Consider the following 20,822-nt stretch of genomic DNA (forward strand, 5'->3'; position numbering starts at 1 on the left):
AGAACCGATACGTCCATGACCTTCGCTCCTTCCTCAAACGACCTGCTGTCGTAGGATGACAACGATTCGGATAAGGGGCGAGCCATCCATAAAGGGGGCGACATCGCTGCCGCCCCCTCGTCGTTTTACTCGATGGCCGACGGATCAAGCCATCGGCGCATTCAGATATGCCATCCACAGCGAGGCAATGCCCGAACGCGGCGCGGTCTTCACCGCATCGAATGCCGCCTTGGCGCCTGCCTTATCGCCCGACTTGGCGAGCGCGATCCCGAGATGCGTGTTGACCTCGTCCGCATCGACGCCACCCTTTTGCAGCGCGACCCGGTACAGCGCCGCCGCCTCGGTGAAGTTGTCCTGACCCAGATAGGCGTCAGCCGTGCCGGCGGCGAGCTTGCCGTTGGCCGCGGCATTGGCGCGCGTCTTGAGTGGCGCCAGCGACCCTTCGGCCGCGGCCGCCCGCGTCGCTTCGGTCAGCAGCGCCTTGGCCAGCGTGTTGCCGGCCGGAATCTTGCCCGCTGCCTGACCTTCCTTGATAACCGCAGCGGCTTCGGCCGGCAGGCCACGGCGCTGCACGTCGTCGGCATACTCCAGATAATCGTTTTGATCGGCCAGCGCCTTGGTCTGGCGCAGCAGGCGGAACAGGTCGATCTTCTGGTTGTCGTCCAGCTTGGCGATCGAATTGCTCGACAGGCCATAAGTTACTACGACGTCGCGCCAGTTCTTGGGCGTCGGATAGGCGGTGACGTAATCCTGCAACCACGTCATTGTCTGCGGCAACTTGGCAGCGTTCGACCGGGCGATGCCATACCGATAGACATCCTCGGGCGCCTTCTGCCCGCTCGTGTTCATCTGCTGCACCGTCGTCTGCAGATCGGCCAGGCCGCCCGGTACGTCGCCACCACCGACCTTGGCCTGCGCGATCTGCAGACCAAGGTTCGAATCGGTGTACCCAAGTTCACGGGCTTGCGTGAAGAACTGGATCGCGGTCGGGAACTGCTTGCCATTATAGGCGAGCAGGCCGCGCTGATACGCCAGCTTGCCCTTTTCGGCGGCCGGCGTCTTCGCGCTGGCGAGCAGTGCTTCCATCGGCTTCGCCAGACCGGTTTCGTCGACCGGTGCGTTCGGGTTCGCGGCGCGCGCGTTCTGGATCTTGATCTGCTCCAGATTATACCGGAGCGCGGCGGCGAAATACTTATCGTCGTCGGTCTTCGCCACCGTTTCGAGCTGCACGACGGCGGGCTCGGCGGTCGCGGTGTCCTTGGCGGCGAGCGCGGTCTGCGCGGTCTGTGCCGCCTTCAGCGCGTCGGGGCTCATCTTCGGCCCGGTATCTTCCTTCGACTTCTTCTGGGCGATCGCGGGCGGGGCCAGCGCAACACCGGCAGCACCCGTGGACAGCGCCAGCGCCATCGCAAGCTTGGAAAACGTCTTCATGGTCGTGGAACTCTCCTGTTGAGCGTCGACGCGTCGATGCGGACGCTTAGCCGCGCGGTCACCCGCCATCAAGCGAGCCGGACCATGTTCGTTCCATCGCGACCGTGCGCTGAACCGAATTTGAACAAGGTGGACTGTATGGCGAATTGTATGGCGCGGCCACCGCGTCTATCCGGCAGCGACCATGATTGCCGTCATCTCCCCCGCCAAAACGCTGGACTATGAAAGTCCCCTGCCCCCGCTGGAAGCAACCACGCCTCGTTTTGCGGCGGAGGCAGAGACGCTCGCCCGCGCCGCCGCCAATCTGGGGCCGAAGAAACTGGGCGCGCTGATGAAGATTTCGCCGGCGCTCGCCACGCTGAACGCGCACAGGTTCCGCGACTTCGCCGATGCGCCCCGGCGTCCGGCGCTCTTCGCCTTCGCCGGCGACGTCTATACCGGCCTCGACGCCGCGACTCTGGAAGAACCGGCGATCGAATATGCGCAGGGGCATCTGCGGATGCTGTCGGGGCTCTACGGACTGCTCCGCCCGCTCGATGCGATGCGGCCCTATCGGCTGGAGATGGGCACCCGCTGGGCGCCTCGCCGCGACAAACTTACGGACTGGTGGCGGGGCCGGATCGCCGACGCGCTGGCGGACGATCTGGCGGCAGAGGGATCGGGCGTCGTGCTAAACCTCGCCAGTCAGGAATATTGGGCCGCCGTCGATGGCCGGCTGCCGAAGGAAACTCGCGTGATCGCCGTCGATTTCCGCGACGGCGACCGTTTCATCAGCTTCCATGCCAAGAAGGCACGCGGGATGATGGCGCGGTGGCTGGTCGAACACCGGGTGGAGAAGGTCGACGACATGAAGGCATTCGATACCGACGGCTATAGCTTCGTCGCCGCTGACAGCACCGACGACCAGTGGCGGTTCGCGCGATGAGCGCCATCAAGTCGGCGGTGGTCATCGGCGCATCGGGCGGCATCGGCGCAGCATTGGTCGCGGCTCTGGCCGAGGAAGACGTCGCCGTTCGTGGTCTCGCCCGCTCCTTCACCGGTCGCGATCATCTCGACCTGCTGGATGAGGCCAGCATCGCCGCCGCTGCTGCAACGCTGACGACACCGCCCGATCTGATCTTCCTCGCCACCGGCCTGCTGCACGAAGACGGCAACGGCCCCGAAAAGACGATGGCGGTGCTCGATCCGGTCTGGCTGACGCGGCAATATGCGGTGAACGCGATCGGCCCCGCCCTGGTCGCCAAGCATTTCCTGCCGCGTATGCCAAAGATCGGTCGCGGCGTCTTTGCCGTGCTGTCCGCCCGCGTCGGCAGCATCGGCGATAACAAGCTGGGCGGCTGGTACGGCTATCGCGCGGCCAAGGCCGGATTGAACCAATTGATCCGGTCGCTGGCGATCGAGGAGCGCCGCCGCAACGACCGCACGATCGTCGTCGGCCTGCACCCCGGCACCGTCGATACCGCCCTGTCGAAACCGTTCCAGGCCAATGTCCGGGCCGACCAGTTGTTCGCCGCGGACCGCGCCGCCGTACAATTGCTCGACGTGATCGACGGCCTGAAGGCCCCCGACAGTGGCCGCCTGTTCGCGTGGGACGGCGCCGAGATCACGCCGTAAATCTTCGTGTCCGAAAGTTCATGCTGCGGCCACCGCGCGATCAGCGGGGGCCGCGCATAAGGTCCTCACCGCCGCCGGTTTCCCCCTCCTTTTGCCGGCGGCGGCCACATCTGGATGAGGATCGCTATCATGAACAGGTCTCTTCCCTTCGCCGTGCTCGCCGGTGCCTCGCTATTCTCGGCCACCGCCGCGGTGGCGGTATCGCCCCAGGCGAAGCCCGCGCCGAAGACCGCCGCCACTGCCGCTCACCGCACCACCGCCGTCCATATGACCACCACCACCCGTACGACGACCACCGTCCCGGCCGGCAAGGGCCGCATGGTCACCGCCACGCTCGCCAACGGCAAGACGGTGACCTATAACTGCTCGCTGCCCGGCAACGCGTCGAAGCAGGCATGCAAATGATCCCCGCGCGCGCGTACGAGTCTTTTACGCGCGCGTGACATAGGCGGCCGGAAGGACTAGACGGGCGTCACGCCCCTGTAACGATCCGGAAGAACACCTTGGCCGACGAGACGCTGCTCGCCGAACCCTCTGATATTTCGACGATCTCCATCGTCGATGAAATGAAGTCGAGCTATCTCGACTATGCGATGAGCGTGATCGTCTCACGCGCGTTGCCCGACGTGCGTGACGGCCTGAAGCCCGTGCATCGCCGTATCCTGTATTCGGCTTTCGAAAGCGGCTTTATCGCCGGACGCCCGTACCGCAAATCGGCCCGCATCGTCGGCGACGTGATGGGTAAATACCATCCGCACGGCGACAGCGCGATCTACGACGCCCTTGCCCGCATGGCGCAGGACTGGTCGATGCGCGTGCCGCTGATTGACGGTCAGGGCAATTTCGGCTCGATGGACCCGGATCCGCCCGCCGCGATGCGCTATACCGAGGCGCGTCTGGCCAAGGTCGCCAACTCGCTGCTCGACGGGCTCGACAAGGATACCGTCGATTTCGTCCCGAACTATGACGGGTCGGAACGTGAGCCATCGGTATTGCCCGCGCAATATCCCAACCTGCTCGTCAACGGTGCCGGCGGGATCGCGGTCGGGATGGCGACGAACATCCCGCCGCATAATCTCGGCGAAGTCATCGACGCGTGTTTCGCCTATCTCGATAATGGCGCGATCACGTCAGATGAACTGACCGAGATCGTGCCGGGACCCGATTTCCCGACCGGCGCGATCATCCTCGGCCGCGCCGGCGCGCGTTCCGCCTATTCCACGGGGCGCGGATCGATCATCGTCCGCTCGAACCACAAGATCGAGACCTATCGCGGCGACCGCCAGTCGATCGTGCTGACCGAGATTCCGTTCCAGCAGGGCAAGAACGCGCTGGTCGAAAAGATCGCCGAGGCCGCGAAGGACAAGCGGATCGAGGGCGTCAGCGACATCCGCGACGAATCGAATCGCGAGGGCGTCCGCATTGTCATCGAGCTGAAGCGCGATGCGACGCCGGAGGTGGTGCTGAACCAGTTGTGGCGGCACACGCCGGCACAGGGGTCGTTCCCTGCCAACATGCTGGCGATCCGTGGCGGCCGCCCGGAACTCCTGAACCTGCGCGACATCATCAGCGCGTTCATCGATTTCCGCGAACAGGTCATCACCCGCCGGTCGAAGTTCGAGCTGAACAAGGCGCGCGAGCGGGCGCATCTGTTGCTCGGCCTGGTGATCGCCGTCACCAATCTCGATGAGATGGTCCGCATTATCCGTGGATCGTCCAGCCCGACCGCCGCGCGCATGGCATTGCTCGCCCGCGAATGGCCGATCGCCGAGATCGCGCCCTATCTGGCGCTGGTCGAAGCGGTCGAACAGGAAGCGACCGGCGACGTGTATCGCCTGTCGGATGCGCAGGTTCGCGCCATCCTCGACCTGCGCCTCCATCGCCTGACCGCGCTCGGCCGCGACGAGATCGGCGACGAGTTGAAGACGCTGGCCGATACGATCGCCGACCTGCTCGAAACGCTCGCCGACCGGGCGAAGCTGTACCGCGTGATGCGCGGCGAGTTGCAGGCGATCCGCGACCAGTTCGCGACACCGCGCCGTACCCAGATCGCCGCCGCCGCCGATGGCATCGACGACGAGGATCTGATCGAGCGTGAGGACATGGTCGTCACCGTCACGATGGAAGGGTATATCAAGCGCACCCCGCTCGACACCTTCCGCGCCCAGCGTCGCGGCGGCAAGGGCCGCGCCGGCATGGCCACCAAGGACGAGGATGCGATCACCAGCCTGTTCGTCACCTCGACGCACACCCCGGTGCTGTTCTTCTCGACCGCCGGCAAGGTATATCGCCTGAAGGTCTGGCGCCTGCCTGAGGGTGGGCCGGCGACGCGCGGACGGCCGATGATTAATCTGCTGCCGCTGGGGCCGGGGGAGACGATCTCGACCGTCCTGCCGCTCCCGGAAGACGAGCTGCGCTGGGGCGACCTGCACGTCATGTTCGCCACCGCCAAGGGTTCGGTACGCCGCAATTCGATGGACTCGTTCGCGAACATCCGCACGTCGGGCAAGATCGCGATGAAGTTCGAGGAGGGGTCAGAGGATCGCCTGATCGGCGTGTCCCTACTGACCGAGGAAGACGACGTGCTGCTGGCGACGAAGGCCGGTCGCGCGATCCGCTTCTCCGCCACCGACGTGCGCGAGTTCCAGAGCCGCGATTCCACCGGTGTGCGCGGTGCGCGGCTGGCGGAGGGTGACGAGGTGATCTCGCTGTCCGTGCTGCGCGGCTTCGATGCCACGCCGGCTGAGCGCGAGGCCTATCTAAAGGCCGCACCTTGGAAGGAAGGCGACCGCGAGGTCACGCTAGAAGCCGATCGCATGGCCGAATTCGAGGCGGCCGAGGAGTTCATCCTCACCGTCACCGCGAACGGTTACGGCAAGCGTACGTCGGCGTATGAATATCGCCGCACCAATCGCGGTGGCCAGGGCATCACGAACATCGTCACCTCCGATCGCAACGGCCCGGTCGTGGCGAGCTTCCCCGCACATTCGGGTGAGCAACTGATGCTCGTCACTGATCAGGCGAAGCTGATCCGCCTGTCGGTCGGCGACACCCGCGTCACCGGCCGCAACACGCAGGGTGTGACGCTGTTCAGCGTCGCCAAGGGCGAACACGTCGTCTCTGCCGCACGGATCGACGAGGAGGAAGAGCCGGAAAACGCCGCCGAGGCGATCGTCGCCGACGAACTGGCCGATGCGCCAGCGGTCGATACCGGCGACCAGTTGATCGTCGACGACGGCACCGGCCCAGACACGATGGACGAAACCGTCGAAGAGGATGGCGACGAATGACCGCTCCGGCGACGGGTCGGCCCCAGACCGCCTACAAGGTGCTGACAGCCGACCAGATGGCGGCACTGGAACGCGACGGCAGCTTTGCAGGTGCGCCGGTGGATGTGGCCGATGGCTATATCCACCTGTCCACCGCCGACCAGTTGACGGAGACGGTCGACAAGCATTTCACCGGCCAGTCCGACCTCCACGTCGCCGCGGTCGATCTCGGGTCGTTCGACACCTCGCTGAGATGGGAGGAGTCTCGCGGTGGCCAGCTCTTCCCGCATATCTACGGCCCGCTGCCGCTGGATACGGTGATCGCCTATGGCCCGCTGGAACGCGACGACACCGGCAAGGTGAAGCTCCCCATCGCAGGATAACCGGTTTGGGGTGGCATGTGCTACAGAACGGGACTCGGTTATACCCGCCGCATGGCCGCATCCTCAGCCCGGTTTGATCGCCTCACTGCCAGTGAGGGGCACCTCTCGCGCGATCGCGCGCGCGTGGAGGGTGTGACTTTAGCGACGTTAGAGGTCCATCGACGCCGCCGTTCAGGTGTACAGATCACACACCTCATGCCTTTGCCCGACCGCCTCCAGCAACAGCGTGCGGTGGCAATGACAGGGGTCACGCTCGAAGCACAGCAACGCCGATGGCGACTCGCCGGCCAGATCGAGCATCTGCGCCGCCTGCGCCTGCGCTTCGGGCAGTTCGAGTTGCTCGTCATACACCGCCCGCAGCGTGACGACGTCGCCCTTCTTGGCCGCATCGCGCCCGCGCTTGGGCGTGCCGAGTGCTTTCAGATGGACGTAATCGATCCCCACCTCGCGCAGCGACGCCGCCAGCGACGATTTGGAAAAGCCCGGCCGCCGCGACAGCGGCAGCGCCCGCACATCGATGACGCGCGCCACGCCTGCCGCCTGCAACGTCGCAAGGAAATCGGCCATCGTCGTGGCCTCATAGCCGATCGTGTAGATAATCATGCGTGCCAAGCTGGCGATGCGGGCCTGACTTGCCAAGTGCACGGCGCTATCGACGTGTTATGACCCACGACATCCACATCGTCGGCGGCGGCCTCGCCGGCTCCGAAGCCGCCTGGCAACTCGCCGAAGCCGGCTTCAAGGTCCGCCTTTCCGAAATGCGCGGCTCGGGCGAGAAGACGCCCGCGCACCAGACCGATGGTCTGGCCGAACTCGTCTGCTCCAACAGTTTCCGGTCGGACGACGCCGAGGCGAACGCGGTCGGCCTGCTGCATCAGGAGATGCGGACGCTGGGTTCCCTGATCCTGCGCGAGGCGGACAAGCACCGTGTGCCTGCCGGCTCCGCACTGGCGGTCGACCGCGACGGCTATTCGAACGGCGTCACGCAGGCACTGGCCGATCATCCCAACGTCACGCTGGTGCGCGAACGGATCGACGCCCTGCCCGAAGGCCCCGCGATCCTCGCCACCGGGCCGCTGACCGCGGCATCGCTGGCCGAGGCGATCGGTGCCGCTACGGGCGCGGAGGCACTCGCGTTCTTCGATGCACTCGCCCCGATCGTCCACCGTGATTCGATCGACCTCGACACCGCCTGGTTCGCCTCGCGCTGGGACAAGGGAGACAAGGATTACATCAACTGCCCGATGGACAAGGATCAGTACCTCGCCTTCCACACCGGCCTGATCGAGGGTGAAAAGACCCCGTTCAAGGAATGGGAAAAGGACACGCCCTATTTCGAGGGCTGCATGCCGATCGAGGTGATGGCGGAGCGCGGCGTCGATACGCTGCGTTATGGCCCGATGAAGCCCGTCGGTCTCGACAATCCGAAGACTGGCCGCTGGCCCTACGCCGTGGTCCAGTTACGGCAGGATAATGCACAGGCGACGTTGTGGAACATCGTCGGTTTCCAGACCAAGCTGAAGCACGCCGATCAGGTCCGCCTGTTCCGCACCATCCCCGGCCTGCAGAATGCCGAATTTGCTAGGCTGGGTGGATTGCATCGCAACACCTTTATCCGCTCGCCCGAACTACTCGACGCGACCCTGCGACTGAAGACTCGGCCCAATTTGCGCTTCGCCGGCCAGATCACAGGCTGCGAAGGATATATCGAAAGCGCCGCGATCGGCCTGATCGCGGGCCGTTTTGCCGCCGCCGAACTTCGCGGCGAGACCCTGCCGCCACCGCCGCCCGAAACCGCCCTGGGTGCCCTGCTCGGTCACATCACCGGCGGGGCGGAGGCCGAGACGTATCAGCCGATGAATGTCAATTTCGGCCTGTTCCCGCCGATCGAGGGCCGCACGAAGAAGGCGGATCGAAAACGCATGTACACCGATCGCGGCCGCGCCGCGCTCGCTGCGTGGCTCAGCCCTCTTCCGCCGTCGCCGCAGCCGGTGGACACTTTACCGCCCGAGCCGGCTTGCGCTTGACCGCCGTGGTCGCGAACTCAGCCGCCGACATGGTGCCCGACTTGTCGGCGTCGGCGGTGGCGAACTTGCCATTGGTCTTGGCCGCCCATTCGTCGAACGACAGCCGCCCGTCGCCATCGGTATCCAGCTTCGCATAGGCTTTGCGCCGCGAGACGAGATATTCCTCGCGGGTGATCTGCCCGTTGCGATCCTTGTCGTATCGGCCGAACCGCTTTTCCTCGCGCGTCTTGGCCGATGCCTCAGGAACGGCATCAGGCAACGACGCCTGTTCCTGCTCCAGAGCGGCGATCGGTCGGGCGGGCAGAGCAGCAACGGATGGCGTGTCGCGGCTCGTCCAAAGGATCGCTCCGGCCGCTACCGCCGCCAGGCCCGCGCCACCGCCCGCCACATATCGCCACATCTTCATCGCCCCTATCGTTATCTAACATAAGATATCGCCGGCGCAGGACGCCGCAAAGCCTATCGCCCTGTCATTCGATGAAAAATCAGCCGTGCCAGCAATCCCGGTTTGGGATTATCGCCGCTACGGGCGATCAGCGCCAACGCCCCCAAACCACGTCCAGCCTGGCTCCAGCGCGCTCCAGTCGCCACCGCAAGCCGTTCGTCCGCAAGATCGCGCGCACGCTTAGCCAGCGCCGGATCGCGAACATGCGTTGCCAAGTCCATCAAGGCCCAGCCCTCCCCAGCCGCCGCCGCCGGATCGCTGGCCGCGGCACCACAAACCTGCGCCACCGTGGTAAACAATCGCCCGCCGCGTTCGCGTGCATAGGTAGCAAGATTTTCATCCGTCAGCGCTTCATCGCCGAGCAGGATTTCCCATCCGTCGATCATATCGGCCAATGCGGAACCGGTAACTCCGAAGGACAGAACCCAGTCGGTCAGAGCAAGCAGGACCGGCTCGGCCGACATACGACGATCATCCAGCGACACCAACGCCTCATGCCACCAGGTCAGCCGCATCTGGCCGACAAGCGGCTCGCTAGTTGTCCTCAGGATTTGGCTAAGCCGGTCGTCGAGCGCAAACAATGCCTCCACCGCCGACCTGCAGGATCGCGGCGAATAGGTTAGCGACATCGCACGCATTGCATCGCGTTGAGTTAACTCGACTGGCTTCATGGCGTCGGTCGATGCCGGACATGGATGGAAGGATCAACCTCGCCACGGTTCTGGTGGCTGTCCGTCGCTGGCCATTCTTCGGAGGCCGATTCATCTATTTTTTATTACACCGATCCTAAACCGGGATCATGACCGTCCCGCCAGATCCTGTGCCATCGCGCCGGCACCGCTCAGCAAGGTCTCTTGCTGTCGACACCCACGGTGCGGTCATCATCGAATTCGGGCTGTTGGCGCCAGCCTTCATCGCGCTTTTGATCGCCGTGTTGGTCATGGCCGTCACCGCCTTTGCCCAGCAATGCGTGCAGACCACCGCCGACACGATGGCTCGTCGCGTCCTGATCGGTCAGACGCAGTTGGCAGGCACTAATAAGGAAGCTTTCCGACAACAAGCCTGCGCCACCCTGCCATCGTTCATGAAATGCAATCAGCTGATCGTCGATCTGCAAAAGGCTAACACGTTCCAAGACATCGACACGACTAATCTAACGCTGACCTATGACTCCGCCGGCAACGTGAAGGATAACTGGGCTTATACGCCCGGCAACGCGGGCGACGTCGTCATCCTGCGTGTCATCTATATATGGCCGATTTCGACCGGCCCGTTGGGCTTCAATATATCGAATATCGGCGGAAATCAGCGTCTGCTGATTGGGACGATGGTCTTCAAATCGGAGACCTACTCATGATTGCCAACCCATGCGTGTTGGTAATTCGCCGGCTAGCACGTGACCGGCGCGGTACGACGTTGATCGAGTTCGCGATCCTCTTGCCTGTTCTGCTGATGCTCTATTTGGGTGGCTTCCAAATGATCGACGCATCCGCGTGCAAGCGGCGTGTGACGATCACAGCGCGCGCGCTTGCTGATCTCGTCTCTCAATACGCCACGATCTCGACCACAGAGATGAGCGGGATCGTCAATGCTTCCAGTCAGATCATGGCACCCTACGACGCCAGCACCGCTCAAATCCGCATTTCACAGGTTTCGATCGACGCAAACAAGAATGCGTCGATTACGTGGAGCTACGCCAAGAACATGTCACCTTTCAATAACGGACAGGGTGTTATCGTACCCAGCGGGTTAAGCGTCGCCAACAGTTCTATAATATATAGTGAAGTCACCTATCCCTACGATCCTGTCATCGCATGGGTGACCGGATCGATGAGCTTCAAACAAACGCAATTCATGCTGCCTCGTCGCTCCGCCAAGATAACCTATCCTTCGTCGTGAGGTCGTTCATGTCATCATCTCCGCGTAGCAACCGGCTCCGCCCGTATTCCCCGCTGGCCGAGGACCGGAGCGGCAATGTACTCATGATCTTTGCGTTTGCTATGATGCCGCTGACATTCGCGACGGGTATGGCGATCGATTACTCATCGGCAATGCGCATCGAAACGAGGTTGAGCGCTGCTGCCGACGCGGCCGTGCTTGCCGCGACCAGCCAGCAGATGATGTCGCAATCTACATCCGACGCGCAAGCACGCGCGCGCGAGGTATTCGCAGTGACTGCCGGCACGATCCCTGGGTTGACCATCAATCTCGCCGATTCATCTCAGTTGAATATCGTGGTATCGGACACGGCTGGATCGGTGAACGTCCGGACGGCAACGGTAACCTTTGCCGGCACCTCGGCCAATGCTTTCGGCGGCGTGCTGGGACTCAGTACGTTGCCCGTCAACGGCGTGGCTGGTTCCACTGCCAAGACGGCACCGAATATCGATTTTTATATTATGCTCGACACTTCGGGATCAATGGCATTGCCGACCACGACTGCGGGTCTGAAGCAACTGACGAATCAGACAGGCGGCTGCGCTTTTGCCTGCCACTCGACCAACGATGCCACGGCGAAGGACAAATCCGGTAAATGGACAGACTATTACGGCGTGGCGCGTTCATACGGCATACCCCTTCGCGTCGATGAAGCGAAGCTTGCTATTCAGAATATGATGCAGGTGGCGACCTCTACCTCAGCATCGAACAACGCGGCCTATCGTGCAGCCCTGTATAGCTTTGCAGCATCGGATGCGCGAGCCAATAATAGCTGGCGTTCACTAGCTGCACTAACATCCAAGTTATCCAGTGTATCCGACGCCTCCAAGAACGCGGAAACATCATTATACTATAACAACGGTTGCCCAACACAAACTTATTGCAACAATGATCAGGACACAGCGACAAGCGACGCCATAACGCGTATCAACGCTATCATGCCCTCACCGGGAAACGGAACCAAGATGCAGGGCGACTCGCCTCAGGGCATGTTGTTCCTGATTACAGACGGTATGCGCGATGAATACCGGCCGGGTGGCAAACCAGAGGCACAGATCGACGCGAACCTTTGCGCGATAATTAAAAACCGCAATATCAAGATTGCGATACTTTATACAGAGTATTTGAAAGAGTCGCTGTCTGACCAGTGGTCCAAGGACAATGTCCTGCCGAACCTGTACAAGGTCGAGCCAGCGCTCACGAACTGCGCCAGTCCGGGTCTGTTCTACAAGGTATCGACCGATGACGACATTTCAGCCGCGCTCAACAATCTGCTCCTGAAAGCTATCGCATCGTCGCGGCTCACCCAGTGAGCGCAACGATGCGATAGGCCATACGAGCCTCCTACTTGTAACAGACCCTCTTCACCGCGCTGATGACTCGCGCGACATCGACCAGCGCGAGCTTCTCGAGGTTTGCCGCGTACGGCATCGGCACGTCCTCATTGGTCACGCGCATCACGGGCGCGTCGAGGTCGTCGAAGCCCTCTTCCATGCACAGCGCCATGATTTCCGACGCAATCGAACAGGTCGGGAAACCTTCCTCCACGACGACGAGGCGGTTGGTCTTGGCCAGGCTCTTCAGCACCGACTGGCGATCGAGGGGGCGCAGCGTGCGCAGGTCGATGACCTCCGCGTCGATACCCTCGCCTGACAGCTTCTCGGCCGCTTCCAGCGCCAGGCCGACGCCGATCGAATAGGATACGATCGTCACGTCCTTACCCTCGCGCATGATCCGCGCCTTGCCGATCGGCAAGACCCAGTCATCGAGCTTGGGGACGTCGAAGCTACGGCCGTACATCAGTTCGTTTTCGAGGAAGACGACCGGGTCGGTGGTACGGATCGCCGCCTTCAGGAGACCCTTCGCGTCAGCAGCGTCATACGGCGCGATCACGATCAGGCCGGGAACCGAGGCGTACCAGGCGGCAAAATTGTGCGAGTGCTGCGCGCCGACTCGGCTGGCCGCGCCGTTGGGACCACGGAACACGATCGGGCAGCGCATCTGGCCACCCGACATGTAATTCGTTTTGGCGGCCGAGTTGATGATGTGGTCGATCGCCTGCAACGCGAAGTTGAAGGTCATGAACTCGACGATCGGGCGAAGGCCACCCATCGCCGCACCCGTGCCGATACCTGCGAAACCATATTCGGTGATCGGCGTGTCGATGACGCGCTTGTCGCCGAATTCGGCGAGCAGGCCCTGTGTCACCTTGTACGCGCCTTGATACTGCGCGACTTCCTCGCCCATCACGAAGATGCGCTCGTCCGCACGCATTTCCTCGGCCATTGCATCGCGCAGTGCTTCGCGGACCGTGGTCTTCACCATCTCGGTGCCGGCGGGCACTTCTGGATCGACCGCGCCAGCCTTCTCGGCATGGGCGACCAGTTGCTGCGTGCCGCTTTCCACCGCTGAAGCGCTGGCGCCTTCGGGAGCAGGCGGAGCCTTATCGTCGGTCGGCGTTTCCGTCGGCGCAGCGTTGGCGGCGTCGCCGGACCGGCTGTCGGTAGCGGCGCCACTAGCGGCGGCGTCAGCGCTTTCGCCCTCGACAGCAAGAACGGCGATGACCGTGCCGACCTTCACGTTATCAGTACCTTCGGAAATCAGAATCTTGGCGATGACGCCTTCATCAACCGCTTCGAACTCCATCGTCGCCTTGTCGGTCTCGATCTCGGCCATGATGTCGCCGGATGAGACGGTATCACCCTCCTTAACCAGCCATTTGGCGAGCGTGCCCTCTTCCATCGTCGGCGACAGTGCGGGCATCTTGATTTCGATCGGCATCAGTAACGCTCCACCAGCACGTCCGTGTAGAGTTCGGCCGCCTCGGGTTCGGGCGTGCTCTCGGCAAAATCGGCGGATTCGTTCACGACTTTCCTGATCTCCTGCTCGATCTTTTTCAGCTCGTCCTCGGTCACGCCCTGCTGATCGAGCAGCCGCTTCACGTGCTCGATCGGATCGGACTTGTCGCGAACGCCCTGCACTTCCTCACGCGTCCGATACTTCGCCGGATCGGACATCGAGTGGCCACGATAGCGGTATGTTTTCATCTCGAGGATGACCGGGCCCTTGCCAGCGCGCACCCACTCAAGCGCCGTCTCGGCCGCGCCACGGCACGCCAGCACATCCATGCCATCGACCTGGATACCGGGAATGCGGAAGCTCTCGCCACGGCGATAGAGTTGATCTTCCGACGAGGCGCGGTTGACCGCGGTGCCCATCGCATACTGGTTGTTCTCGATCACGAAGATGATCGGCAGCTTCCACAGCTCGGCCATGTTGAATGCTTCGTACACCTGACCCTGGTTCGCTGCGCCGTCGCCGAAGTAGGCGAGGCAGACACCGCCGTCATTGTTGTACTTGTGGCTGAAGGCGAGGCCGGCGCCGAGCGACACCTGGGCGCCAACGATGCCGTGGCCGCCGTAGAACTTATGTTCCACGGAGAACATGTGCATCGATCCGCCCTTGCCCTTGGAAATGCCGGCAGCGCGGCCGGTCAGTTCGGCCATCACGTCCTTAGGCGGGATGCGACACAACAGCATATGGCCGTGATCACGATATCCGGTGATGACCGAATCATTCTTGGTCAGAGCCGATTGCAGGCCGACCGCGACCGCTTCCTGGCCGATATACAGGTGGCAGAAACCGCCGATCAGGCCGAGACCATAAAGCTGGCCCGCCTTCTCCTCGAAACGGCGGATCAGCAACATGTCCTTGTAGAATTCGAGCAACTGGTCCTTCGAGGCGTCGAAAGGTTGTGGCTCGCCGGGTCGTTCCCGGTTCGGCATGGGCGGTTCGGAGATCGCGCGGATAGCTTTGGCCACAGGGTAAACCTTGTTTCCGTAGGGAATGATGGGGAGCCTATAGTCTTGCTTTGCCGCGGACTGCAATTGCCTGTCCGGTGCAAAGGTTGCCCTGCCGCCGGCGCGGCGGGTAAGGCGGAGGCAGATGGATCGTCCCCCGCACCCTTTTCGCATCGCCAATTTCCGCGCCTATTGGGCGGCACGCTTTGCGATGACGCTCGCGCAGAACGCGCTCATCATCGTGGTCGGCTGGCAGACCTACACGATCGCGCGCCAGACGATGTCGCCCGCCGCAGCCGCTGCGCAGTTGGGGCTGATCGGCTTTCTGCAGTTCGTACCGCTGTTCCTGACGACGCCCGTCACCGGGCTGGTCGCCGACCGATTCGACCGGCGATGGATCACGCGGATCACGGTGACGCTGCAACTGATCTGCGCGATCGTGCTCGCATTGGTGACGCATCGCGGCGACATGACGCTGCCGGTGCTGTTCGGCGTCGCGGTCTTGCTCGGCGTCGCCCGCGCGTTCGCCGGTCCCGCTTTTTCCGCGCTGGCGCCCAATCTGGTGCCACGCGAGGTGTTGCCGACCGCGATCGCCCTGTCGTCAATCTCGTGGCAGGTGGGCACGATCATCGGCCCGGCGATCGGCGGTTATGCCTATGGCCATCTGGGTCAGGCGGCGCCGTATTTCCTCAGCACCGGGCTGTTTGCTGTCGCGCTGATATGCCTTTTCCTGATCGGCCCGGTGCCCCGCGCCAATCAGGTCGGCCGTGCCCGGCCGCTGCGCGCGATCATCGATGGCGGTGCCTATGTCTGGCAGAACAAGCTGGTGCTGGGCACGATCACGCTCGATCTGTTCGCGGTTTTTCTGGCTGGCACGAGCGCGCTGTTGCCGATCTATGCGGCTGACATATTGAAGGTCGGGCCGACTGGCCTCGCCGAACTCGCCGCCGCCCCCGCCGTGGGCGCGGCGATCGTCGCGATCATTTTTTCGATCCGGCCGCTGAAGAATAATGTCGGTCCACGGATGCTGGTCGCAGTCCTAATCTATGGCACTGCGACGGTGATCTTTGGCCTGTCGACATCGATGATGCTGAGTCTCGGCGCGCTGGCGGTGGCGGGCGGCGCGGACATGTTTTCGGTCTATATCCGGCAGTCGCTAATCCAGCTGTATACGCCCGACGAGATGCGCGGCCGGGTCGGCGCGGTGTCGCAGCTGACCATTTCCGCGTCGAACGAGCTGGGTGAAGCCGAATCGGGCTTCCTCGCTGCCGCGCTCGGCCCGGTAGGCGCGGTAATGGTCGGTGGCGGTGGCGCGATCGTTGTCACGATTCTTTGGACCTTCCTATTTCCCTCGATCCGCCGCGCGCGGACCTTCGATCCGCCAGCGACGTTGGTCGCGGCAGAACAACCTCACCACCAGAAGACGGAGAGCCTGACATGAAGGCGAACACCATCCTCGACACGATCGGCAACACCCCGCACATCCGCGTGCAGCGGCTGTTTCCAGGTTCCGAAGTGTGGATCAAATCCGAACGGTCGAATCCCGGCGGATCGATCAAGGACCGCATTGCACTCGGGATGATCGAGGCGGCGGAGGCTTCGGGCGACCTAAAGCCCGGCGGCACGATCATCGAGCCGACCAGCGGCAACACCGGCATCGGCCTCGCCCTCGTCGCGGCGGTGAAGGGGTACAAGCTGATCCTCGTCATGCCCGAATCGATGTCGCTGGAACGCCGTCGCCTGATGCTGGCCTATGGCGCCAGCTTCGACCTGACGCCGCGCGAAAAGGGCATGAAGGGCGCGATCGAACGCGCCCTCGAACTGGTCGGCCAGACGCCCGACGCCTGGATGCCGCAGCAGTTCGAAAATCCAGCGAACATCGACGTGCATGTCTGTACCACCGCTCAGGAAATCCTGAATGATTTCCGCGATTCTCCGATCGACGTCATCATCACCGGCGTCGGCACCGGTGGCCATATCACCGGTGTCGCCGAAGCGCTGAAGAAGGAATGGCCGGCGCTGAAGGTCTATGCGGTCGAACCAACCGCCTCGCCCGTCATTTCCGGTGGCCAGCCAGGGCCGCACCCAATCCAGGGTATCGGCGCCGGTTTCGTCCCGAAGAACCTCCACACCGCGGCGCTTGACGGGGTGATCGAGGTCGATGCCGCAGTCGCCAAGGACATGGCCCGCCGCGCCGCCCGCGAGGAAGGAATGCTGGTCGGCATCTCGTCGGGTGCAACGCTTGCGGCGATTCTACAGAAATTGCCCGATCTACCTGATAATGTTCGAGTTCTCGGTTTCAATTACGACACCGGCGAACGTTATCTGTCGGTGCCGGACTTCCTGCCCGAACAGTGACAGAAATTGCATCGCCCAGCCTAGCGGTTCGGGTTTCCACCGTTCTGATCGCCGCAATGTCGGTGGCAGTGCCGGCGCTTGTTGTCCGGCACGCGCCGCAAATTGCGCCGCAGTTGCCGCGCAGCGCCCGCCTGCACCGGCCACCTCAACGCGTCGTACCAGCTACAGTGGTGCCGCCGGTCGAACCGGTAGAATTGGTTGATCTGTCGCTTGATGATGCCCGCGCCTTCAATGCGAGCGTTCCTTTTTCACGTGGCGCCAATCCCGCCGCCCGCCGCTTCGTCCTTCAAGGCGGACCGGAGGACGTGGCGCGCGCGACCGACTGTCTTGCCGCCGCCGTTCTCTATGAGGCGGGCAATGATCCTGACGGCCAGCGCGCCGTCGCACAAGTCGTGCTCAATCGCCTTCGACATCCGGCCTTTCCCAAGACGGTGTGTGGCGTCGTGTTTGAGGGGCAGGAGCGCAAGACCGGCTGCCAATTCACCTTCACCTGCGATGGTGCGCTGACCCGCTGGTCGCCGCCGCCCGCGATGTGGGCCCGCGCCCGGGGGATCGCGACCGCCGCACTTACCGGCGCGGTCTATCGCCCGGTCGGCTATGCCACGCATTATCACACCGACTGGGTCGTGCCGTACTGGCAGTCCAGCCTCGACAAGATCGCCGCCGTAAAAAGCCATTTGTTCTTCCGCTGGTCCGGCTGGTGGGGCACGCCGCCGGCGTTCAACCGCCACGTCGAGCCGGTCGAACCGGTCATCGAGAAGCTCGCCGCTTTCTCCGACGCACACCGTCTGGGTGGTGCCGTGGCGCCCGCCGAAGCGGTATCCACCGATGCCGCCGCGCTGGCACAGGCGTTGACAGCCGGTCTCGTCGCCCCGCCGACGACGAGCGGCGAGCCCGACAGCTTCCTCGTCGCACTGCCCGCCAATGTATCGCCCGAAGTATATCCGCAGCTGGCGGAAAAGGCGTGCGGAACCCGCGACCGTTGCCGCTATCTCGGTTGGGCCGATGCCAAGGCGGTGCCAAAGACCGCTGCGCTCGACCCGCAACAGATCGCTTCGATGGCGTTCAGCTATCTACGCGACAAGCCGGCCAGTCTGGAGCGGACATTGTGGAACTGCACGCTGTTCCCACACACCCGCCCCGGCGGCTGCATGCGGCGGCAGCCGACGCCAGCAGCCACGCCAGCACCCACTGCCCTCAAGACGCCCCAGCCATCGCCGACGCGCGGGCCGCTCCTGCTGGACGGTGTGCGCCGCGCATCGCCCCGACCATCTGAACCGGGAGCGGCGCCAGCAGCCGCCCCCTGAACCCGGATCAGGCCGCCAGGAACATCTCCGGTGGCAGGGCCATCACCGCCTCGGCACCGCCCTCGATCTTCCGCCGAAGGGCGCCGGCCTCGGGTAGCACGCGCTCGGCGAAGAACCGCGCCGTCACCAGCTTCGCATCCAGGAACGCCGGTCCAAACTGCGCATCGCCATCGGCCTTAAGTCGGCTGGCTGCCGTCGCCATCCGCAGCCACATCAATCCGGTCGCCACCAGTCCCATCAGATGCATATAGCTGACCGCGCCAGCGCCGACATTGTCCGGGTTTTTCATGCCGTTGGCCATGAACCACATCGTCGCAGCCTGAAGCTCCCCCAGCGACTTTTTCAGTCGTCCGGCTAGATCCGCAGTCGCCGCATCACCCTTTGCCGCCGCAGTTTCCTCGGCGACAATGCGGAAGAACGCCTGCACGGCGCGGCCGCCATTCTGAGCGAGCTTGCGGCCGACAAGGTCCATCGCCTGCACGCCGTTGGTGCCCTCATAAATCTGCGCGATCCGGGCATCGCGGACATATTGCTCCATCCCCCATTCCTGGATGTAGCCATGGCCGCCGTACACCTGCTGCGCGGTTGTCGCGATCTCATATCCCTTGTCGGTGCCGACTCCCTTGATGACCGGGGTCAACAAACCGATCAGGTCGGCCGCCATCTGGCGGTCTTCCTCGGTTTCGGCCTTGTGCTCCAGATCGACCTGCAAGGCGCCCCACAGGCACAGCGCACGGAGCCCTTCTGTCCACGCCTTGCCCTCCATCAACATGCGGCGAACATCGGGGTGGACGAAGAGGGTATCCGCCTTTTCGTTCGGCTCGGCGGGGCCGGCCAGCGCGCGGCCCTGACGGCGGTCACGGGCATAATGGACCGCGTTCTGGTACGCCGTCTCCGCCACGCCGAGACCCTGCAAGCCGACACCGAGACGCGCCGCGTTCATCATGATGAACATCGCGGCGAGGCCCTTCATCTCCTCGCCGACCAGCCAGCCGGTCGCGCCGTCATAGTTCATCACGCAGGTTGAATTGCCGTGGATGCCCATCTTGTGTTCGATCGATCCGCACGACACCGCGTTGCGCGCGCCGAGCACGCCGTCGTCGCCCACCATCACCTTGGGCACCACGAACAAAGATATGCCCTTCGAGCTTTCCGGCGCGCCAGGCGTCTTGGCCAGCACCAGATGAATGATGTTGTCGGTCAGGTCGTGCTCGCCCGCCGAGATGAAGATCTTGGTGCCGGTAATGCGGTACGATCCATCACCGTTCGGTTCCGCGCGGGTGCGGATCAGGCCCAGATCGGTGCCGCATTGCGGCTCGGTCAAGTTCATGGTGCCGCCCCATTCGCCCGACACCATCTTGGGTAGATACTTCGCCTGCTGTTCCGGCGAGCCCTTCACCACCAGCGCGGCGATCGCACCATGGGCGAGCCCCGGATACATCGCGAACGCCATGTTGGCGGAGATCATATACTCCTGAAACGCAGTGGAGACGACGTGCGGCATCTCCTGCCCGCCGAACGCCTCTGGCGCAGACAGCGTGCCCCAGCCCGACTCGACAAACTGGCGATATGCTTCCTTGAAGCCGGGCGGGGTCGTCACCGTTCCGTCGTCATTCCGGGTGCAACCATGCTGGTCGCCAATCTGATTGAGCGGGAAAAGCACCTCCGCCACGAAGCGACCGCCCTCTTCTAGCACCGCATCGACGGTGTCGGGCGTGGCCGCCGCGAAACCACGAACATTGGCATGGGCGTTCAGGCCGACAACGTGCTCCAGCACGAAACGCGTGTCGCGGACGGGGGGCGTGTACTGGGGCATCCTCTTATCCTTGTTCTTCCGCGGCCCGGTTTTCGACCAGGTCCACGAATTCGTTGAGTTCGACGATCGCGGCATCGATGTCGCGCTTTTGGGCTTCCAGCGTCGCGATGCGGGCACGGCATCGCTCAATCGACACCTGCCGCTGAACACGACGACCATCGCCGAGATCGTAAAGGTCGATCATCTCGCGAATCTCGCCGAGCGAAAAACCGACCCGCTTGCCTCGGAGAATCCATGCCAGCCGAGCACGATCGCGATGCGAATAGACGCGCGCCGTCCCCTTACGCTCCGGCGCGATTAAACCCTCATCTTCGTAAAAGCGCAGCGCCCGAGCGGTGACGCCAAATTCGGCGCACAGATCGGTGATCGAAAAATCATCCCGATCGCCGCGCGGGGTGATCGAGGCATAAGTTGCAGCATCGGTCATGACTGGC

General features: G+C 63.4%; 20 protein-coding genes. 12 read left to right on the top strand and 8 right to left on the bottom strand.

What is annotated here, in order from left to right; all coding sequences use genetic code 11:
• Nucleotides 1-144 precede the first annotated feature (144 nt).
• Nucleotides 145-1,431: a hypothetical protein gene (locus ASG67_RS05760; protein ID WP_056526990.1), complete on the bottom strand. Its 1,287-nt coding sequence runs from the start codon at nucleotides 1,429-1,431 to the stop codon at nucleotides 145-147.
• A 184-nt stretch (nucleotides 1,432-1,615) separates the two neighbouring features.
• On the opposite strand from ASG67_RS05760, the gene yaaA reads away from it, so the two are divergent.
• The 5 genes from yaaA (at nucleotide 1,616) to ASG67_RS05785 (ending at nucleotide 6,697) form a co-directional block, all read left to right on the top strand.
• Nucleotides 1,616-2,356 (top strand): peroxide stress protein YaaA, encoded by a 741-nt coding sequence (gene yaaA / locus ASG67_RS05765; RefSeq protein WP_056526877.1) that lies wholly within the window; start codon nucleotides 1,616-1,618, stop codon nucleotides 2,354-2,356.
• Nucleotides 2,353-3,045: an SDR family NAD(P)-dependent oxidoreductase gene (locus ASG67_RS05770; RefSeq protein ID WP_056526993.1), complete on the top strand. Its 693-nt coding sequence runs from the start codon at nucleotides 2,353-2,355 to the stop codon at nucleotides 3,043-3,045. The genes yaaA and ASG67_RS05770 overlap by 4 nt, the downstream gene beginning before the upstream one ends.
• A 129-nt stretch (nucleotides 3,046-3,174) precedes the next feature.
• Nucleotides 3,175-3,450: a hypothetical protein gene (locus ASG67_RS05775; protein ID WP_056526881.1), complete on the top strand. Its 276-nt coding sequence runs from the start codon at nucleotides 3,175-3,177 to the stop codon at nucleotides 3,448-3,450.
• A gap of 98 nt (nucleotides 3,451-3,548) precedes the next feature.
• Nucleotides 3,549-6,335: a DNA gyrase subunit A gene (gene gyrA / locus ASG67_RS05780; RefSeq protein WP_056526884.1), complete on the top strand. Its 2,787-nt coding sequence runs from the start codon at nucleotides 3,549-3,551 to the stop codon at nucleotides 6,333-6,335.
• Nucleotides 6,332-6,697, top strand: coding sequence for a DUF952 domain-containing protein (locus ASG67_RS05785; RefSeq protein ID WP_056526887.1), 366 nt, complete (start codon nucleotides 6,332-6,334; stop codon nucleotides 6,695-6,697). Before gyrA ends, ASG67_RS05785 begins: the two co-directional genes overlap by 4 nt.
• Before the next feature lie 171 nt (nucleotides 6,698-6,868).
• Here the strand turns inward: ASG67_RS05785 and ASG67_RS05790 are convergent, their stop codons facing one another.
• Complete coding sequence (locus tag ASG67_RS05790; protein ID WP_056526995.1) at nucleotides 6,869-7,300, bottom strand: DUF488 family protein; 432 nt, start codon at nucleotides 7,298-7,300, stop codon at nucleotides 6,869-6,871.
• A gap of 59 nt (nucleotides 7,301-7,359) precedes the next feature.
• Here ASG67_RS05790 and trmFO point away from each other — a divergent pair, with 59 nt between their 5' ends.
• Entirely contained in the window at nucleotides 7,360-8,724 is a 1,365-nt protein-coding gene (gene trmFO / locus ASG67_RS05795) for a methylenetetrahydrofolate--tRNA-(uracil(54)-C(5))-methyltransferase (FADH(2)-oxidizing) TrmFO (protein ID WP_056526889.1), read from the top strand.
• Here the strand turns inward: trmFO and ASG67_RS05800 are convergent.
• A complete protein-coding gene (locus ASG67_RS05800) occupies nucleotides 8,660-9,124 on the bottom strand; it encodes an EF-hand domain-containing protein (RefSeq protein ID WP_056526997.1) in 465 nt (154 codons plus the stop codon). The two genes, trmFO and ASG67_RS05800, sit on opposite strands and share 65 nt — an antisense overlap.
• A gap of 59 nt (nucleotides 9,125-9,183) precedes the next feature.
• Nucleotides 9,184-9,807 (bottom strand): squalene/phytoene synthase family protein, encoded by a 624-nt coding sequence (locus ASG67_RS05805; protein ID WP_235535067.1) that lies wholly within the window; start codon nucleotides 9,805-9,807, stop codon nucleotides 9,184-9,186.
• A 161-nt stretch (nucleotides 9,808-9,968) separates the two neighbouring features.
• Between ASG67_RS05805 and ASG67_RS18760 the strand changes: the two genes are divergently transcribed.
• The 3 genes from ASG67_RS18760 to ASG67_RS05820 all read left to right on the top strand — a co-directional run bounded on the left by ASG67_RS18760 (nucleotide 9,969) and on the right by ASG67_RS05820 (nucleotide 12,420).
• Nucleotides 9,969-10,526 carry a TadE/TadG family type IV pilus assembly protein gene (locus tag ASG67_RS18760; RefSeq protein WP_056526895.1) on the top strand — a complete coding sequence of 186 codons (558 nt, stop codon included), beginning with the start codon at nucleotides 9,969-9,971 and terminating at the stop codon, nucleotides 10,524-10,526.
• Complete coding sequence (locus ASG67_RS05815) at nucleotides 10,523-11,068, top strand: TadE/TadG family type IV pilus assembly protein (protein WP_056526898.1); 546 nt, start codon at nucleotides 10,523-10,525, stop codon at nucleotides 11,066-11,068. The genes ASG67_RS18760 and ASG67_RS05815 overlap by 4 nt, the downstream gene beginning before the upstream one ends.
• An 83-nt stretch (nucleotides 11,069-11,151) precedes the next feature.
• The gene (locus ASG67_RS05820; RefSeq protein WP_056526901.1) at nucleotides 11,152-12,420 is read left to right on the top strand and encodes a pilus assembly protein TadG-related protein; all 1,269 of its coding nucleotides are present in this window, start codon (nucleotides 11,152-11,154) and stop codon (nucleotides 12,418-12,420) included.
• Between the two features lie 31 nt (nucleotides 12,421-12,451).
• On the opposite strand, the gene ASG67_RS05825 is transcribed toward ASG67_RS05820, so the two are convergent.
• On the bottom strand, nucleotides 12,452-13,888 hold the full coding sequence (locus ASG67_RS05825; protein ID WP_056526904.1) for a pyruvate dehydrogenase complex E1 component subunit beta: 1,437 nt from the start codon (nucleotides 13,886-13,888) through the stop codon (nucleotides 12,452-12,454).
• Complete coding sequence (pdhA, locus tag ASG67_RS05830; protein WP_056526907.1) at nucleotides 13,888-14,892, bottom strand: pyruvate dehydrogenase (acetyl-transferring) E1 component subunit alpha; 1,005 nt, start codon at nucleotides 14,890-14,892, stop codon at nucleotides 13,888-13,890. Before pdhA ends, ASG67_RS05825 begins: the two co-directional genes overlap by 1 nt.
• Before the next feature lie 160 nt (nucleotides 14,893-15,052).
• Here pdhA and ASG67_RS05835 point away from each other — a divergent pair, with 160 nt between their 5' ends.
• Genes ASG67_RS05835 through ASG67_RS05845 form a run of 3 tightly spaced genes read left to right on the top strand, consistent with a single transcriptional unit; the run spans nucleotide 15,053 to nucleotide 18,572 of the window.
• Nucleotides 15,053-16,348: an MFS transporter gene (locus tag ASG67_RS05835; RefSeq protein WP_056526910.1), complete on the top strand. Its 1,296-nt coding sequence runs from the start codon at nucleotides 15,053-15,055 to the stop codon at nucleotides 16,346-16,348.
• On the top strand, nucleotides 16,345-17,265 hold the full coding sequence (gene cysK / locus ASG67_RS05840; protein ID WP_056526913.1) for a cysteine synthase A: 921 nt from the start codon (nucleotides 16,345-16,347) through the stop codon (nucleotides 17,263-17,265). Before ASG67_RS05835 ends, cysK begins: the two co-directional genes overlap by 4 nt.
• Nucleotides 17,266-17,321: 56 nt before the next feature.
• A complete protein-coding gene (locus tag ASG67_RS05845; RefSeq protein ID WP_082543340.1) occupies nucleotides 17,322-18,572 on the top strand; it encodes a cell wall hydrolase in 1,251 nt (416 codons plus the stop codon).
• 7 nt (nucleotides 18,573-18,579) lie between these two features.
• Here ASG67_RS05845 and ASG67_RS05850 read toward each other — a convergent pair whose 3' ends face one another.
• Entirely contained in the window at nucleotides 18,580-20,388 is a 1,809-nt protein-coding gene (locus ASG67_RS05850) for an acyl-CoA dehydrogenase C-terminal domain-containing protein (RefSeq protein ID WP_056526919.1), read from the bottom strand.
• 4 nt (nucleotides 20,389-20,392) lie between these two features.
• The gene (locus ASG67_RS05855; RefSeq protein WP_056526922.1) at nucleotides 20,393-20,815 is read right to left on the bottom strand and encodes a MerR family transcriptional regulator; all 423 of its coding nucleotides are present in this window, start codon (nucleotides 20,813-20,815) and stop codon (nucleotides 20,393-20,395) included.
• Between the last annotated feature and the right edge of the window lie 7 nt (nucleotides 20,816-20,822).

The organism is Sphingomonas sp. Leaf339 (assembly GCF_001426195.1).
In the GTDB taxonomy this organism is placed as follows: Bacteria; Pseudomonadota; Alphaproteobacteria; order Sphingomonadales; family Sphingomonadaceae; genus Sphingomonas.

What these genes read in the sequence shown, in the direction of transcription:
- ASG67_RS05760 (WP_056526990.1), bottom strand. Translation starts at nt 1,431, where the DNA reads ATGAAGACGTTTTCCAAGCTTGCGATGGCGCTGGCGCTGTCCACGGGT.
- yaaA (WP_056526877.1), top strand. Translation starts at nt 1,616, where the DNA reads ATGATTGCCGTCATCTCCCCCGCCAAAACGCTGGACTATGAAAGTCCC.
- ASG67_RS05770 (WP_056526993.1), top strand. Translation starts at nt 2,353, where the DNA reads ATGAGCGCCATCAAGTCGGCGGTGGTCATCGGCGCATCGGGCGGCATC.
- ASG67_RS05775 (WP_056526881.1), top strand. Translation starts at nt 3,175, where the DNA reads ATGAACAGGTCTCTTCCCTTCGCCGTGCTCGCCGGTGCCTCGCTATTC.
- ASG67_RS05785 (WP_056526887.1), top strand. Translation starts at nt 6,332, where the DNA reads ATGACCGCTCCGGCGACGGGTCGGCCCCAGACCGCCTACAAGGTGCTG.
- ASG67_RS05790 (WP_056526995.1), bottom strand. Translation starts at nt 7,300, where the DNA reads ATGATTATCTACACGATCGGCTATGAGGCCACGACGATGGCCGATTTC.
- trmFO (WP_056526889.1), top strand. Translation starts at nt 7,360, where the DNA reads ATGACCCACGACATCCACATCGTCGGCGGCGGCCTCGCCGGCTCCGAA.
- ASG67_RS05800 (WP_056526997.1), bottom strand. Translation starts at nt 9,124, where the DNA reads ATGTGGCGATATGTGGCGGGCGGTGGCGCGGGCCTGGCGGCGGTAGCG.
- ASG67_RS05805 (WP_235535067.1), bottom strand. Translation starts at nt 9,807, where the DNA reads ATGCGTGCGATGTCGCTAACCTATTCGCCGCGATCCTGCAGGTCGGCG.
- ASG67_RS18760 (WP_056526895.1), top strand. Translation starts at nt 9,969, where the DNA reads ATGACCGTCCCGCCAGATCCTGTGCCATCGCGCCGGCACCGCTCAGCA.
- ASG67_RS05815 (WP_056526898.1), top strand. Translation starts at nt 10,523, where the DNA reads ATGATTGCCAACCCATGCGTGTTGGTAATTCGCCGGCTAGCACGTGAC.
- ASG67_RS05820 (WP_056526901.1), top strand. Translation starts at nt 11,152, where the DNA reads ATGATCTTTGCGTTTGCTATGATGCCGCTGACATTCGCGACGGGTATG.
- ASG67_RS05825 (WP_056526904.1), bottom strand. Translation starts at nt 13,888, where the DNA reads ATGCCGATCGAAATCAAGATGCCCGCACTGTCGCCGACGATGGAAGAG.
- pdhA (WP_056526907.1), bottom strand. Translation starts at nt 14,892, where the DNA reads ATGCCGAACCGGGAACGACCCGGCGAGCCACAACCTTTCGACGCCTCG.
- ASG67_RS05835 (WP_056526910.1), top strand. Translation starts at nt 15,053, where the DNA reads ATGGATCGTCCCCCGCACCCTTTTCGCATCGCCAATTTCCGCGCCTAT.
- cysK (WP_056526913.1), top strand. Translation starts at nt 16,345, where the DNA reads ATGAAGGCGAACACCATCCTCGACACGATCGGCAACACCCCGCACATC.
- ASG67_RS05845 (WP_082543340.1), top strand. Translation starts at nt 17,322, where the DNA reads ATGTCGGTGGCAGTGCCGGCGCTTGTTGTCCGGCACGCGCCGCAAATT.
- ASG67_RS05850 (WP_056526919.1), bottom strand. Translation starts at nt 20,388, where the DNA reads ATGCCCCAGTACACGCCCCCCGTCCGCGACACGCGTTTCGTGCTGGAG.
- ASG67_RS05855 (WP_056526922.1), bottom strand. Translation starts at nt 20,815, where the DNA reads ATGACCGATGCTGCAACTTATGCCTCGATCACCCCGCGCGGCGATCGG.